General features: G+C 59.3%; 10 protein-coding genes. 5 read left to right on the forward strand and 5 right to left on the reverse strand.

The genetic code is table 11. From position 1 onward, the window contains the following. Positions 1–10: 10 nt before the first annotated feature. The 4 genes from nirB to FHX08_RS19420 all read right to left on the reverse strand — a co-directional run bounded on the left by nirB (position 11) and on the right by FHX08_RS19420 (position 6,080). Entirely contained in the window at positions 11–2,461 is a 2,451-nt protein-coding gene (nirB, locus tag FHX08_RS19405) for a nitrite reductase large subunit NirB (RefSeq protein ID WP_132655189.1), read from the reverse strand. 18 nt (positions 2,462–2,479) lie between these two features. Continuing rightward, positions 2,480–3,721, reverse strand: coding sequence for an MFS transporter (locus FHX08_RS19410; protein ID WP_132655191.1), 1,242 nt, complete (start codon positions 3,719–3,721; stop codon positions 2,480–2,482). A 450-nt stretch (positions 3,722–4,171) separates the two neighbouring features. After that, positions 4,172–5,446, reverse strand: coding sequence for a CmpA/NrtA family ABC transporter substrate-binding protein (locus tag FHX08_RS19415; protein WP_132655449.1), 1,275 nt, complete (start codon positions 5,444–5,446; stop codon positions 4,172–4,174). 46 nt (positions 5,447–5,492) lie between these two features. Further along, positions 5,493–6,080, reverse strand: coding sequence for an ANTAR domain-containing response regulator (locus FHX08_RS19420; RefSeq protein WP_132655193.1), 588 nt, complete (start codon positions 6,078–6,080; stop codon positions 5,493–5,495). A 246-nt stretch (positions 6,081–6,326) separates the two neighbouring features. On the opposite strand from FHX08_RS19420, the gene FHX08_RS19425 reads away from it, so the two are divergent. Beyond that, positions 6,327–8,630: an FdhF/YdeP family oxidoreductase gene (locus FHX08_RS19425; protein ID WP_132655195.1), complete on the forward strand. Its 2,304-nt coding sequence runs from the start codon at positions 6,327–6,329 to the stop codon at positions 8,628–8,630. On the opposite strand, the gene FHX08_RS19430 is transcribed toward FHX08_RS19425, so the two are convergent. Further along, complete coding sequence (locus FHX08_RS19430) at positions 8,627–9,649, reverse strand: LacI family DNA-binding transcriptional regulator (RefSeq protein WP_132655197.1); 1,023 nt, start codon at positions 9,647–9,649, stop codon at positions 8,627–8,629. The two genes, FHX08_RS19425 and FHX08_RS19430, sit on opposite strands and share 4 nt — an antisense overlap. A gap of 234 nt (positions 9,650–9,883) precedes the next feature. Here FHX08_RS19430 and FHX08_RS19435 point away from each other — a divergent pair, with 234 nt between their 5' ends. The 4 genes from FHX08_RS19435 to FHX08_RS19450 all read left to right on the forward strand — a co-directional run bounded on the left by FHX08_RS19435 (position 9,884) and on the right by FHX08_RS19450 (position 14,612). Beyond that, the gene (locus tag FHX08_RS19435; protein WP_132655199.1) at positions 9,884–11,023 is read left to right on the forward strand and encodes a sugar ABC transporter substrate-binding protein; all 1,140 of its coding nucleotides are present in this window, start codon (positions 9,884–9,886) and stop codon (positions 11,021–11,023) included. 78 nt (positions 11,024–11,101) lie between these two features. Next, entirely contained in the window at positions 11,102–12,640 is a 1,539-nt protein-coding gene (locus FHX08_RS19440) for a sugar ABC transporter ATP-binding protein (protein WP_132655201.1), read from the forward strand. Beyond that, the gene (locus tag FHX08_RS19445; protein ID WP_132655203.1) at positions 12,637–13,632 is read left to right on the forward strand and encodes an ABC transporter permease; all 996 of its coding nucleotides are present in this window, start codon (positions 12,637–12,639) and stop codon (positions 13,630–13,632) included. Before FHX08_RS19440 ends, FHX08_RS19445 begins: the two co-directional genes overlap by 4 nt. Then, the gene (locus FHX08_RS19450) at positions 13,629–14,612 is read left to right on the forward strand and encodes an ABC transporter permease (RefSeq protein WP_184327571.1); all 984 of its coding nucleotides are present in this window, start codon (positions 13,629–13,631) and stop codon (positions 14,610–14,612) included. The genes FHX08_RS19445 and FHX08_RS19450 overlap by 4 nt, the downstream gene beginning before the upstream one ends. Positions 14,613–14,687 lie beyond the last annotated feature (75 nt).

Here is a 14,687-nt window from a genome sequence, read left to right on the forward strand (position 1 = left end):
ATCGTTCTCCTTATTCGGCTGCCTGACTGAAACCGATGGTCGCCATCGGCCGGAATTCGTGCTTGTCCTTGCCGGAGACACGCTCAGACCAAGGATCGACCTGCGCGAATTTCTGGGAGAAGACGAAGCGCTCGTAGTAGGCCTTGCGCTTGTCGTGATCCTCCATGATCTGCCGGCGGATTTCATCCAGGCCGATGCGCTTGGCCCATTTGTAGATGCGCTCGAGATAACGGGCCTGTTCACGGTACATCTGCGTCAGCGCCACGATATGTTCGAGCGCTTCGTCCTCGGTCTTGACCAGGCCGAGTACTTCGGTGCCCTTGATGTCGAGGCCCGCGGCGCCGGCGAAATGGATCTCGAAGCCGGAATCCACGCAGATGACCCCAATATCCTTACAGGTCGCCTCGGCGCAGTTTCGCGGACATCCCGACACTGCCATCTTCAATTTGGCCGGCGTCCAGGAGCCCCACATGAATTTCTCGATCCGGATGCCGAGCCCGGTGGAATCCTGCGTGCCGAAGCGGCACCAGTCGGAGCCGACACAGGTCTTCACCGTGCGCAGGCCCTTGGCATAGGCCTGGCCGGAGACGAAACCGGCCTTGCCAAGATCGGCCCAGACGGCCGGCAGGTCTTCCTTTTCGACGCCGAGAAGGTCGATGCGCTGGCCACCCGTCACCTTGACCATGGGGATTGAGAATTTGTCCACGACATCGGCGATGGCACGCAATTCACCGGAACTGGTGACGCCTCCCCACATGCGCGGCACCACGGAGTAGGTGCCGTCCTTTTGAATGTTGGCGTGAACGCGCTCGTTGATGAAGCGCGACTGGTAATCGTCGGCATATTCGTCGGGCCAGTCACAAACGAGGTAGTAGTTGAGTGCCGGGCGACATTTCGCGCATCCGCCTGAAGTCTTCCATTCCAGTTCCTGCATGATAGCGGGTATGGTCTTCAGCTTTTTCGCCTTGATGAGGCGGCGCACATCGTCATGGCCAAGCTCGGTGCAGGTGCACATCGGCTGGACGGCCTTCGGATTATAGGTGTCGCCGAGCGTCAGCGACATCAGCTGTTCAACAAGGCCGGTGCAGGAGCCGCAAGAGGCGGAGGCCTTCGTGTGGGCGCGCACATCGTCAAGCGACGTCAGCCCCTTAGCCGTGATTGTTGATGTGATTTTCCCCTTGCAAACGCCGTTACAGCCACAGATTTCCGCATCATCCGGCAAGGCTGCAACGGCCGCCATAGGGTCCAGCGGGGACCCTCCCTGGTAGGCCTGGCCGAAAATCAGCGTGTCGCGCATGTCGGAGATGTCGACCGCCTTTTTCTTAAGATCGTTGAACCAGGCGCCATCGGACGTTTCGCCATAAAGCACTGTGCCGATAATGCGATTGTCCTTGAGCACGAGGCGCTTATAGACGCCGGCGGTCGCATCACGCAGTACGATTTCCTGCCGGTCATCGCCATCGGCGAAATCACCGAGAGAATAGAGCTCGATACCGGTGACCTTGAGCTTTGTCGGCGTGTCGGAATGTACGAAACCTGGCTTCGTATCGCCGGAAAGATGGGCGGCAGCAACCCGGGCCATTTCATAAAGCGGTGCAACGAGGCCATAGACCATGCCGCCCACCTCGGCGCATTCACCGAGCGCGTAGATATTACCATCCGAAGTCTGCATGCCGGCGTCGACGACGATGCCGCGGTTGACGGCGAGCCCGGCATCCTTGGCGAGATTAACGTTCGGACGAATGCCGACCGCCATGACGACAAGCGTCGCCGGAATGATCGTGCCGTTATCGAGCTCGACGCCTTCCACCTTGCCGTTGCCGATGATTTGTTTGGTATTGGCCTTGCAGACTACCTTGATGCCGCGCTCTTCGACCGCCTTCTGCAGGAGGTAACCGGCGGCGGGATCGAGCTGGCGCTCCATCAATGTCGGCATGACGTGCAGCACGGTGACATCCATGCCTCGCTGGGCAAGGCCGGCAGCCGCTTCAAGTCCGAGCAGGCCGCCGCCGATGACGATGGCCTTCTCGCGCGACTGCGCTGCCAGCAGCATGGCCTGCACGTCGTCAAGATCGCGATAGGTGATGACGCCGGGCAGATCTTTGCCGGGAACGGGAATGATGAAGGGTACCGAGCCGGTAGCAATCACCAGCTTGTCGTAGCTTTCAGTGACACCATGATCCGACGTGACGGTCTTTGCGATACGATCGATGTTGACGATCTTGTGGCCCTTGTAGAGCGTAATGCCGTGCTTGATGTACCAACCGTCGCCGTGAATGATGATCTGCTCGTAGTCCTTTTCTCCCGAAAGGACTGGCGACAGCATGATGCGGTCGTAATTGACGCGAGGCTCGGCGTTGAAGATCGTAACGTCGTAGCGGCCGGGCGCCTGTTCGAAGAGATGTTCCAGCATGCGCCCGGGCGCCATGCCATTGCCGATGATGACGAGTTTTTCAGTCATTATTTACAGGTCCTTGGATCAGGTTGCAGGCACGGGCGCGGAGTGCCCCTGGCGCGACAGTTGCTTTACGGACAGGTGCATCCAGATGAGCGAGATCGCGACGATTGCGAAGAGCAGCAGGAAGCAGCTCGACCAGAGGCCGGTCATATCCTTGAGCAGGCCAAAGGCGATCGGAAGGATGAAGCCCCCGAGACCGCCCATCATGCCGACGATGCCGCCGACGGCGCCGACGCTTTCTGGGTAGTAGGCGGGAATGTGCTTGTAGACCGCCGCTTTGCCGAGGCTCATGAAGAAGCCGAGCACGAAGATGACGACGATGAAGATGACAGGCGTGATGGCAGCAGCTGGCAACGACAGGATGAGGGTGGCGACAGCCGACACGGCAAACATCGCATACATCACGCTGCGCGCGCCCTTCTTGTCTGACAGTACACCGCCGAAGGCGCGGAAGATGCTGCCCGGAATAGAGTAGGCAGCCGCGACCATGCCGGCAGTTTCCAGGTTGAAGCCGTAGACGCCGACCAGATAACGCGGCAGCCACAAGGACAGGGCGACGAAGCCGCCGAAGGCGAAGAAGTAGTAAAGCGAGAAGCGCCAAACCTGAAGGTTCTGCAGCGGTGCGAATTCTTGGGCTAGGCTCTTCGAGGCGACGCCACGTTCGCGGCGAAGACGGAAAGCCGGATCATCTGTCGTGGTGAACCAGAAGACGATTGCCATTATCGCAAGGCCGACCGCCCAAATCTGTGCAACTGCCTGCCAGCCCCATGCGATCAGCACGAAGGGGGCCGCGAACTTGGTCACGGCCGCGCCGACATTGCCCGCGCCGAAGATGCCAAGCGCCGTTCCCTGTTTCTCCGCCGGGAAAAAGGGCGAGACATAGGCGACGCCGACGGCAAAAGAACCACCGGCAAGCCCGACACCGAGGCCGGCGATCAGCATCTGAGTATAAGTGTGGGCGTAGGAAAGCAGGAAGGTCGCCAACGCTGCGGCAAGCATCGTCAGCGTATAAACGAGACGACCGCCATAACGTCCCGTCCAAATACCAAGGACGATGCGGACGAGCGAACCGGTCAACACAGGGGTGCCGACCAGCAACCCGAACTCGGCTTCGTTCAGCCCGAGTTCCTGTTTGATGCGAATGCCGATGATCGCAAAGATCGTCCAGACGGCAAAACAGAGAGTAAAGGCGATCGTGGAGATCCACAATGCTTTGGCTGGTTCGCCGGCGGACATGGGCTGCGCTTTCTTGATGACAGACATGGCTTCTCCGTGGCCCGACAAGGTCGTGCCGATTCATCGCTGGGGGTTAAAACAAAAAGCCGCTGGTCAGGACGCGCATGTATGAGCTGCGCGAAATATCCTGATCAGCGGCTTTGCTGGTGACGTCCGCCGTTGGACGTCAAATCATGGCCTCTCGGCCTATCTGCCTCATGCGATCCGTACGCCAGACGGCCTGAGGAGTATTCCTGTATCTCCGTAAGCGCCTATTGCGCGCTCATCTGCTCCGATCGCCTTTGACCAGTGCAGTATTAACAAAGCAAACCGTGTGCCAGTTCTCGGCGGTTGGTACAGTGCGTTGAAACTAAAGGATTTTTTGAAGATTCAGCGTTTGCCCGTTTTTCGGGCTGTTGCTGCTCGTGCAAATCTTTTGTGCGCCCTTGTGTGCCGGGCGCAGATCCTTGATGGCGTTTTGTGCAAACAGGCATGAGATCAGATCTCATCGCTGCCGGAATAGAGGGGTAGGGCGCTCTTGACGGTAAAACCGGCGATATAGTCCGGCAGCTTCGAGGGGTCGAAGATGTGGCCGTCCATGAAGCGGTCATCTTCGTCCGTGCCCTCGATGCGCACGTCGGCATCATCAGGAGCGCTGCCTTCCCCGAGGGCTGCACGATAGAGATCGGGGCGATAGGCGGAGGCGGCGGCGCGAGCGGGGTTGAGGCCGAGTTCGGCCTGACCCCAACGGATCATCTGGCTGTAAATCCAGAGCGCCTGGCTGGTGCGCGGATAATTGGCAAATCCTGCATGGAACATGAAATAATTGTCGATGACGCGCCGGGTTCCCTTCGCATCGAGGCTGAATTCCCCCGCCAGCACATGACGAATGATCTTTACCGGGGCAGCAATATAGCGGGCATCTGCGAGCGTTTCGGCAAGAGCGTCATGATTTTCCGGCTGATCGCACCAGCGGGCGGCCGCGTCAAGCGCGACGATCAGGCGAGAGACCGTTTCGGGGTGGGTTTCGGCCCATTCCGGCCGCATGCCGATCACCTTTTCCGGCGCAGAGGGCCAGATGTCCTGCTTCGCGGCGACGATGCGCCCGACGCCGCGCTCCGAGGCGACCATGTTCCATGGTGCTCCCACGCAGAACCCATCGATCGCCCCGGCCGCCAGTGCATCCGATGTCAACGGCGGCGGCACGACGACAAGTTTGACGTCCTTGTCCGGATCGATGCCGCCGGCGGCGAGCCAGTAGCGGAACTCGTAATTGTGCGAGGAGAAGGGATAGGTGACGCCGAAGGTTGGCAAGGGTTCGCTGCGCGCCTTCATCTCGGCCAGAACCTTGGCAAGTGCCTTGGTGTTTTCCAGCGCACTCGCCGCCTCGGAAAGGCCGGCGGTATCCCGCATTCTGTCGAACAGCCGGGTTGAAAGCGTGATCGCGTTGCCGCCGCGCCCAAGAGAGAAGGGCGTGATCGTCGGTGACGGGTTCGAGCCGAGGCCGAGCATCGAGGCAACGGGCATTGGCGAGAGCATGTGGGCGATATCGAATTGCCGGAAGGCAAGGCGATCGCGGACATTGGCCCAGGAGACATCCTTGACGAGATCGAGCGTCAGGCCTTCCTTGCGGGCGAAGCCGAATTCGGAGACGGCGATCAGCACGGAAGCATCCACAAGCGGGATGAAACCGGCTCTTAGTGTTCTGTCACCTTCGCCGTTGAGACGCGCAGGGGCGGGGAGGCCAGCGCCGGGGTCGAGATTTGTCATCATCATATTCACTCCGGCTTCCTCCTGATATCAGCATACGAAGCCGCCATCACATCAGGAGCCCCGCCGCGGTGACGACGCTCTGGGCGATGTCGGATATCTTCTTCTTCTCGTTCATCGCGGTCTGGCGCAGCAGCGTGAATGCCTCTTCCTCCGACAGCCCACGCATCTTCATCAATATGCCTTTGGCGCGTTCCACCACTTTGCGTTCTTCGAGCGCCGATTTGGCGTCGGCAAGTTCGCGCTGTAGTCGGCTGAAGGCATTGAAGCGGCTAACCGCCATATCAAGAATGGGTTTGACGCGCTCTTTCTTCAACCCGTCGACGATGTAAGCCGAGACGCCGGCATCCACTGCGGCCTCGATCGAGGCCGTGTCAGAACGATCGACGAACATGGCGATCGGCCGGCCGACGGTGCGGGTAAGCTGGAACAGATGCTCCATCATGTCTCGGTTGGGGTTCTCGATATCGATGATGATCACGTCGGGTCGCAGTGTCTCGATGATCCGCGCCACGCCCTGAACCTCGTGAATGACAGTCACGCGCGCATGGCCTGCCTCTCGCAGCCCCTCTTCGATAATGGAGGCGCGAATGGCGTTTTCATCAATCACGAGAATGGTCAGGTCGAGCCGGCTCATGCTTTATTTATGACGCAATGCAGCAGAGTGAACAAGCAGGAGAGTCAAATTTTTAGGCAAATCATGAAATGATTAAATAATCACCATTCTGCTTTGTGTATGCGCAGTGTCTGATCCGAGTGAGAGGCTTCGAAAGAGATGGCGACATCCGCCTTGCCGGCAGCAACGCTACCTATGCCTCAGTATGATGCACGGCCCGGTCCATTGCTGTTATCGTTGGGTAATTTTTGAAGACGGAGAGCTGACATGAGCGACGAACGTCCCAAAGGCGTTGAGGAATACGGACATCCTGCCGGCGGATGGGATGCGCTGAAAGCAGTGGCGAAGACGCTGAAACATCAGCAGATCATCGCACAGGGGAGCGCCACGCTGCTCAAGGCAAATCAGCCGGAAGGTTTCGATTGTCCCGGCTGCGCCTGGCCCGATCCGAAGCACACGTCCTCGTTTGAATTCTGCGAAAACGGTGCAAAAGCTATTACCTGGGAGTCAACCGCCCGTCGTGTCACGCCGGAATTCTTTGCCGAACATCGGGTTTCGGAGCTTTGGGATTGGATCGATCATAAGCTCGAAGACCAGGGCCGTCTGACGCATCCATTGAAATACAATAGCGCCACCGACAAATACGAAGCCGTCGAATGGGACGATGCCTTCAGTCTGATCGGTGCAGAACTGAATAAGCTCGCAAGCCCCGACGAGGCTGAGTTCTATACGTCGGGCCGCGCGTCCAATGAAGCCGCATTCCTCTTTCAGCTTTTCGTTCGTGCCTACGGTACCAACAATTTCCCCGATTGCTCGAACATGTGCCATGAGGCGACCAGTGTCGGCCTGCCGCTGTCACTCGGCGTTGGCAAGGGTACTGTTACCCTTGAGGATTTCGACCATGCCGATGCGATTTTCAGCTTCGGCCACAATCCGGGAACCAACCATCCTCGCATGATGACCACGTTGCATGAGGCGTCGCGCCGCGGCGTGCCCATCATCGTCTTCAACCCACTGAAGGAGCGCGCGCTGGAGCGCTTCGCCGCGCCGCAGAACCCCGTGGAAATGATGACCTTCTCCTCGACGCGCATTGCGTCTGCCTATCATCAGGTTCGCACCGGCGGGGATCTTGCCGCGCTCAAGGGGCTGATGAAGCTGATTTTCGAACGGGATGAGGCAGATCTCGCCGCTGGGGGCAAGGGTGTACTCGACCGAGCCTTCATTGCCGAACATACCGTCGGCATCGACGCCCTGAAGCAGGACCTCGTCAATACCAACTGGGCGGCGATCCTGAGCGTTTCCGGCCTCACTATGGAAGCGCTGAACAGCGCTGTCGACGTCTATCTCAACGCTCGCAATGTGATCCTGTGTTACGGCATGGGCATCACGCAGCACGCCAACGGCACGGCAAATGTCCAGCAGCTTGCCAATTTCCTGATGCTGCGCGGCAATGTTGGTCGCCCAGGCGCCGGCCTCTGCCCGCTGCGCGGTCATTCCAACGTACAGGGCGACAGGACCGTCGGGATCACCGAAATTCCGACCACGGCGCTGATCGATGGCATGGAGCGCGCCTTCGGCTTTCGTCCTGCCGACAAGAAGGGCCACAACGCGATCGAGTCCATCGAGGCGATCGCCGCCGGTCAGTCCAAGGCGCTGATCTGCCTCGGCGGCAATCTGGCTGTCGCCATGTCCGATCCGGATGTGACATTCGAGGCCATGCGCAAGCTCGATCTTGCCGTCCACATCGCCACCAAGCTCAATCGCTCGCATTTGTTGACTGCGAAGACCTCGATCATTCTTCCCTGCCTCGGGCGGACCGACCTCGATACCCAGGCCTCTGGCCCGCAGTCGGTAACGGTAGAAGATTCCATGTCCATGGTGCACGCCTCGCGCGGTTTTCTAAAGCCACCGAGCGAATTGCTGAAATCCGAACCAGCTATCATCGCCGGTATCGCAATGGCGACGTTAGGCAGCAAATACGGCATCGACTGGACCGGGCTGATCGCCAATTACGATCGCATCCGCGACAAGATCGAAGTGGTCTTCCCGGATTTTCACGAGTTCAACAGCCGTGTGCGTGTCCGCGGTGGCTTCCGCCTGGATGTGCCTGCCTCCTACCGCGTCTGGAAGACGGCGAGCGGAAAGGCAAACTTCCTCGTCGCTCCTGGTCTCGACGAAGATCCTCGTTTGAAGGATCCCACGACTCTGGTGCTGACGACGCTGCGCAGCCACGACCAGTATAATACGACGGTCTATGGTCTCGACGACCGCTATCGCGGCATCTTTGGCCGTCGTGATGTCATCTTCATGAGCCGCCAGGATCTTGCGGAACGGGGCTTGCAAGACGGAGATAGGATCGATATCCGCTCCGCCACAACCAATGGCGGCGGGAAAACCGTCACGGGTTTCACGGCTGTCGAGTATAATATCCCAGTCGGTTCAGTGGCCGGCTATTATCCGGAAATGAACGCGGTGATCGCCCTCGATCATTATGATCACAAATCGGGCACGCCAAGTTACAAGGGCGTTCCCGTCATGATCGCCAGGAGCGAGGATCGGGCTGCGGCTTAGCTGGAGATCGCGATGGTCTCGCCCGTACTCTCGCGGGCGATGACTTCGAAGCCAAGATCGATCTGGTTCGGCGGCTGGCGGTTCGTGGAATCGAGAGCTGCCAGCACCTTTTCGGCGGCAAGTTTGCCCGTCTCGAAACGCCTCGTCATGATCGACGATAGGGACGGGGACGCGCAGGCGGAAAATTCGAGATCGTGAAATCCGATGATGGCGATATCGTCAGGCACACGAATGCCGCGTTTGCGGCACTCCTGCATGGCTCCGAGTGCCACGTTGTCGTCAGTGCAGAAGATTGCTTCCGGATGGTTGCCTCGCTCGTGCATGAGGGCCAGGAGGTCGGCGCCGAGCGCGACCGAGCTGTGCCGCGGCCTCTGGGTGACGATCTCCAGGTTCTGGAGGCCAGCTTCCTGCATCGCCAGACGATAACCGTCGAAGCGGGACTGAGAACGATGGTCAAGGTTTCCTGCCAAAAAGGCAATACGGGTGAAGCCCCGGTCGATGAGATGCGTTGTCGCTGCCTGCCCGGCGCGATCCTGCAACATGCCAATATTGATGTCGATTGGATGGGATGACAGCTCGAATGTCTCCACGACAGGCAGATGTGCCCGCGTCAGAAGCTGATGAGCAAGTGGCGTATGATGAATGCCGGCGATGATGATCGCTTCGACCCGCTGCCCGAGAAGTACTTTGATGGCATTCTCTTCCTCCTGCTCTGAATACCGGCTATTGACGACGATCACCTGGAAGCCCGCGCTGACAAGCACTTCATGCAGCGCAAAAAGATATTCGGCAAAGATGACATTGTAGAGGGTCGGCACAATGACGCCGATCGCATGCGTTCGTGATGAGGCAAGCCGGCTGGCCGCAATATTGGGTACATAGCCGAGCTCATGGACGGCCGCATTGACCCGCCGTCGCAGCGCCTCCGATACGGCGTCGGGTTTACGGAGCGCGCGTGAGACTGTGATCGGACTGACGCCCGCGAGGTTCGCAACATCGTCCAAAGTTACTCTTCGCATGTCTGCCTCGCTTCATACGTAAAGTTATGCATCTTCGTAATTTATCTCGCAGTTGCGAAATATTTTTCTTGAGCGGTTGCAGTTGACAGCGCTAGCAAATCCGATTTGACAGCGCTGTCAACTGTGTTACGTTGAAATTGCGCCGGAAAAGGTTGGGATGGAGCCTGCCGGAATCAACATGCCAATAAGATTTTAAGGAGGAGCGGCCCGGTCCGCCTGAGGAGGAGATATTCAATGTTCAAGGTGAAGAAAGCAAAGGTGACCCGTCTCGCCGCGTTTTCCGCGTCGGCGTTTGTCCTGCTCTGCGGCACGGCCATGGCAGCGCCAAAGGTCGTGTCCGGCCCCGCCGCCGATCCGAACTGCATGGTTCCATGGTCGGCCGAAACCCAGTTCCTGCAATATCCGAAGAAGGAAGGTCCTTACCGCATCGCACTTGCCAACGGTTATATCGCCAATACGTGGCGTATCCAGATGGTTCAGACGGCAAAAGCCTATGCCGCCCAGCCGGATGTTGCCGCCAAGCTGAAAGAATTCAAGGTCGTATCGACCGGCGAGGACGTTCCGGCCCAGATTTCCGCGATCAACAACTTCATCGACGCCGGTTATGATGCCATCGTCGTCAACGCTCAGAACCCGACGGCCTTCGGTCCCGTCATCAAGCGCGCCAAGGAAGCCGGCGTCGTCCTCGTCGCCTTCGACAATATCCTCGACACCAAGGATGCGATCAACGTCAACGTCGACCAGAAGGGCCTTGGCGTCATCTGGGCCAATTGGCTGGTGAAACACCTGCCGCAGGGTGGCAAGATTCTCGAAGTGCGCGGCGTTGCCGGCACCTCCGTCGATACCGATCGCCATACCGGGATTCATGAGACTCTTGATGCTTCCGGCAAGAAATTTACCGTCACCGAAGTGGTCGGCAAGTGGGATGATGGTGTAGCGCAGAAGGCGACGGCCGATGCAATCGCCACCAACGGTCCGTTTGATGGCATCACTGCGCAGGGCGGTGATACCGGCGTCGTGCAAGCGATGATCGATGCGAAGCATCCCTTCGTGCCCTTCGGCGGTGAGACGGAGAACGGCTTCCGTAAGTTCTGCGCCGCCCATGCGGCGGATGGCCTGAAATGCGCGTCGGCCGGAACCGGCCCGGCGCAGGTTGCCGTGGCGATCAAGACGGCCATTGCGGCACTCGAGGGGCAGGTCGTCCCCCAGGCCGTGAAGCTGCCGACAGCGCTCGTCTCCGATCCCGATTTCAAGGAGGGCCAGGATTACTATCCCAAGGAATCCGACAACTTTTTTGTCGGCAATTCCTTCCCGACCTGCGGCATCAACTTCTCCGCACAGGAAATCATGGGGCAGACCAAGGAAAATCAGTAAAAGCCACCATCCGGACCTGACTGCGGGCGTTCGCGCCCGCAGTCTCGATCTCGACGCGACCGAATGGAGGCTGGATGCATGATCCTTTCCGAACCGCTTCTGCGCCTGGAAGGCATATCGAAACGTTATGGCGGCGCAATTGCGCTGAAGGAAGCCAATATCGCCGTGCGGCAGGGCGCAATCCACGCCGTGCTCGGCGAAAACGGCGCCGGCAAATCGACGCTCATCAAGATCATGGCCGGTGTGGTGGCGCCTGATGAGGGACGCATGCTGCTCGACGGCAATGAAGTTTCCTTTGTCTCGCCGGCTGCCGCCAATGCCGCCGGTATAGTCTGTGTTTTCCAGGAATTGTCACTCATTCCGGATCTTTCGGTGGCCGACAACATCGTCATCAGCAATCCGCCGCTGCGTTTTGGCATGATCGACCGCAAGAGGCAGCGCCAGATTGCCGAGGAAGCGCTTGCCCGCGCCGGTGCAGCCGATATTCATCCCTCGTCTCTCGTGAAGGATCTGCCGCTTTCGCGCCGCCAGATGGTGGAGATCGCCAAGGCGCTCGCCCGCAAGCCGCGGCTGATGATCCTGGATGAGGCGACCTCAGCCCTGACCCAATCCGACGTCGAGAAGGTCTTCAACGTGCTGAAGCAGCTTCGGACCGAGGGCATGGCGCTGATCTATATTTCGCATCGCATGCATGAGATTGCAGAACTTGCCGATGACTGCACGGTCTTTAGAAACGGCCGCAGCATCGAATCCTATCCCGCCGGCACCAAGTCGGATCAGCAGGTCGTGGAACTGATGATCGGCCGCGAATATACCAACGTCTTTCCGCCCAAGCCGCTGCAGCCGAGGGCAGACGTACCGGTTCTGTCCTGCCGCGGCCTCTCTTGGGGGGATCGGCTCTCCGGGATCAATTTCGATGTGCGCCCCGGCGAGATCATCGGTTTCGGCGGGCTGGATGGACAGGGGCAGCGTGAACTGCTGCTGGCGCTGTTCGGCGTGCTGCGCGACCTCAAGGGCGAGGTGGCGATCGATGGCAAACCGATAAGGTTGAAGAGTCCTGGCGCGGCGAAATCTGGCGATATCTCCATGGCGCTGATTCCGGAAGATCGCAAGACGGAAGGGCTCATGCTGCCGATGACCGTGCGTGAGAACCTATCGATCGCAGCGCTTCACCGCGTTTCGCGCCATGGCATCATCGACAGAGCTGCCGAGGGCCGAGAAATCGACGAACTGCTGAAGCTATTGGCGATCAAGGCGGCAACGATCGATATGCCTGTCGCCTTGCTATCGGGAGGCAACCAGCAGAAGGTGGTGATCGCCAAATGGCTGATGAACCGGCCGCGCATCATCCTGCTCAATGATCCGACCCGGGGCATCGATGTCGGCACCAAGCAGGAAATCTACGCTCTGTTGCGCAAGCTCGCCGACGCCGGTGCAGCCATCATCTTTTATTCGACCGATTACGACGAATTGGTCGGCTGCTGCAACCGGGTGCTCGTCATGTATGATGGCAGCATCATCCGCATCCTCGAGGGAGACGAGATCACCGAGCGCGAACTGGTCAGCGCCGCCCTCAATATCGGCGCCGGCCAGGCGCAGCAAAGGATGACCCAATGAGCAAGCAGGCGACCGGCGAATGGCGCTACTGGTATGTTCAGCAGAAGGGAACGCTCTTTGCGGTGCTCCTCTTCGTCCTGATGTTCATCATCTATGTCTCGAACCATCCGGCGGGGTTTACACCCAATGTGGTGCAGACCGCAGCCAACAAGGCGACATTGCTTGCCTTTGTAGCGATGGCGCAGTGTTTCGTGATCATCACCGCCGGTATCGACCTTTCGGTCGGCATGATCCTAATCCTTAGCAACTGCCTTGCTTCATGGCTCGTCGTCGGCACGCCGCTGCAGACCGCGCTCGGCGTTGTCGCCGTGCTCTCAACAGGCCTCGGCTGCGGTCTTCTCAATGGGCTGATCATCATCTTCGGTCGTCTGCAGCCGATCGTCACGACGATTGCGACGAGTGCGGTTTTTTACGGACTGGCGCTGCTTTTGCGGCCGACACCCGGCGGCTCGGTCAATGAAGATCTCGCCGATGCCTTCACCTCGAAGCTTTTTGGCACCGTCCCGGCAAGCCTTGTCGTACTCGTGCTTGTCATCTTAGTGATCTGGGTGCCGTTCAGCCGTTCTGTGTTCGGCCGCACCGCCTATGCCGTCGGGTCGGCAGAAAACGCTGCCTATATGTCGGCCATGCCGGTGAAGCGGGCAAAGCTTGCGGCTTACGCACTGGCTGGCCTGCTGTCGGCGATTGGCGGGCTATACCTGACCTTCTTTTCCTATACGGGTGAGGCGGCTCTTGCGAGCGGCAACGCCTATACGCTCTATTCGATTGCGGCGGTAGTGCTTGGCGGCGTTTCCCTTGCCGGGGGTAAGGGAAGCGCCGTCGGCGCCGTTTTCGGGGCGCTGGCCTTCCGGACCATCGGCGATCTCCTGTTCGTCTTCGATCTCGACCCGCTCTGGCAACCGCTCTTCCAAGGTGTCGTGCTGATGCTGGCTGTCAGCATCGGCTGTATCGGCCTGTCGCGGGTTCGCAATCGTCTGGAGTGGTTCCAATGAGTGAGGGCGCTTCCACAATGCGGCATATTCCTGTGCCCGCCCGTCTGCGCGGGGTCGATCCGGCGGTGGCGATCGCCTTTGGCTGCATCATTCTGCTGCTTCTCGGCGGTTCGCTCTATTCCTCCAATTTCCTGTCGCTGGATTATCTGCTGCAGCAGCTGAAGGTGGCCTCCTTTCTCGGCGTCATCGCAACCGGCATGATGGCGGTCATCCTGCTTGGGCAGATTGATCTGTCGGTACCCTGGGTGGTGACGACAGGGGCGATGATGGCCTGTGCTGCCACCGCCTACGGGGCGACTGGTGCCATTCTGGCAATCCCTTTCGGCATTCTCTGCGGCGCTGCGATCGGGCTCGTCAACGGTGTCGCGGTTGCTTATCTCCGCATTCCCTCGATGATCATCACCCTTGCCACCAATGCTGTCGCTCAGGGCTTGATGGTCGTTTACACGGGCGGCTTCTCGCCCCAGGATTCGGCCTCTGCCGCCATGCGCTTCCTGGCGACCGCCTACGCCATTCCGGGGCTTCCGAATGGCGTTCTGGTGTGGCTCGCCGTCGGCTTGCTTGCCGTCTTCCTCTTGACGCGCACGACCTTCGGTCGGGCGCTCTATGCGATCGGCAACCGCGAACGCGCCGCCTATATGTCCGGCATCAACACGCGTCGGATCACCTTGCTGGCCTTTGTCATCTCGGGTGGGCTCAGCGCTCTCGGAGGCGTACTCCTTGCCGGCTACGCCTCGAAAGCGTCCCAATCCATGGGCGATGCTTACCTGTTACCGTCGATTGCTGCTGTGGTGCTCGGCGGCACGCACGTGCTGGGCGGCAAGGGCTCCTATCTTGGAACCGTGGCCGGCGTCATCCTGATTACCTTGCTGCAGTCCATTCTGTCTGTCATGCAGATTGAAGAGGCCGGCCGCCAGCTCATCTATGGCGCTGTCATCATCGGCATGCTGCTGCTCTACGGGCGCCAGAAGGTGATGTAACAAAACTCAGCGTTTCGCCTCGTCAAGGCGATGACCGTGTGTTCATAGACACGGAGCCGGCGGAAATCCACCGGC

The sequence above is a fragment of the Rhizobium sp. BK529 genome, assembly GCF_014194105.1.
GTDB lineage: Bacteria > Pseudomonadota > Alphaproteobacteria > Rhizobiales > Rhizobiaceae > Rhizobium.

What these genes read in the sequence shown, in the direction of transcription:
- nirB (WP_132655189.1), bottom strand. Translation starts at nt 2,461, where the DNA reads ATGACTGAAAAACTCGTCATCATCGGCAATGGCATGGCGCCCGGGCGC.
- FHX08_RS19410 (WP_132655191.1), bottom strand. Translation starts at nt 3,721, where the DNA reads ATGTCTGTCATCAAGAAAGCGCAGCCCATGTCCGCCGGCGAACCAGCC.
- FHX08_RS19415 (WP_132655449.1), bottom strand. Translation starts at nt 5,446, where the DNA reads ATGATGACAAATCTCGACCCCGGCGCTGGCCTCCCCGCCCCTGCGCGT.
- FHX08_RS19420 (WP_132655193.1), bottom strand. Translation starts at nt 6,080, where the DNA reads ATGAGCCGGCTCGACCTGACCATTCTCGTGATTGATGAAAACGCCATT.
- FHX08_RS19425 (WP_132655195.1), top strand. Translation starts at nt 6,327, where the DNA reads ATGAGCGACGAACGTCCCAAAGGCGTTGAGGAATACGGACATCCTGCC.
- FHX08_RS19430 (WP_132655197.1), bottom strand. Translation starts at nt 9,649, where the DNA reads ATGCGAAGAGTAACTTTGGACGATGTTGCGAACCTCGCGGGCGTCAGT.
- FHX08_RS19435 (WP_132655199.1), top strand. Translation starts at nt 9,884, where the DNA reads ATGTTCAAGGTGAAGAAAGCAAAGGTGACCCGTCTCGCCGCGTTTTCC.
- FHX08_RS19440 (WP_132655201.1), top strand. Translation starts at nt 11,102, where the DNA reads ATGATCCTTTCCGAACCGCTTCTGCGCCTGGAAGGCATATCGAAACGT.
- FHX08_RS19445 (WP_132655203.1), top strand. Translation starts at nt 12,637, where the DNA reads ATGAGCAAGCAGGCGACCGGCGAATGGCGCTACTGGTATGTTCAGCAG.
- FHX08_RS19450 (WP_184327571.1), top strand. Translation starts at nt 13,629, where the DNA reads ATGAGTGAGGGCGCTTCCACAATGCGGCATATTCCTGTGCCCGCCCGT.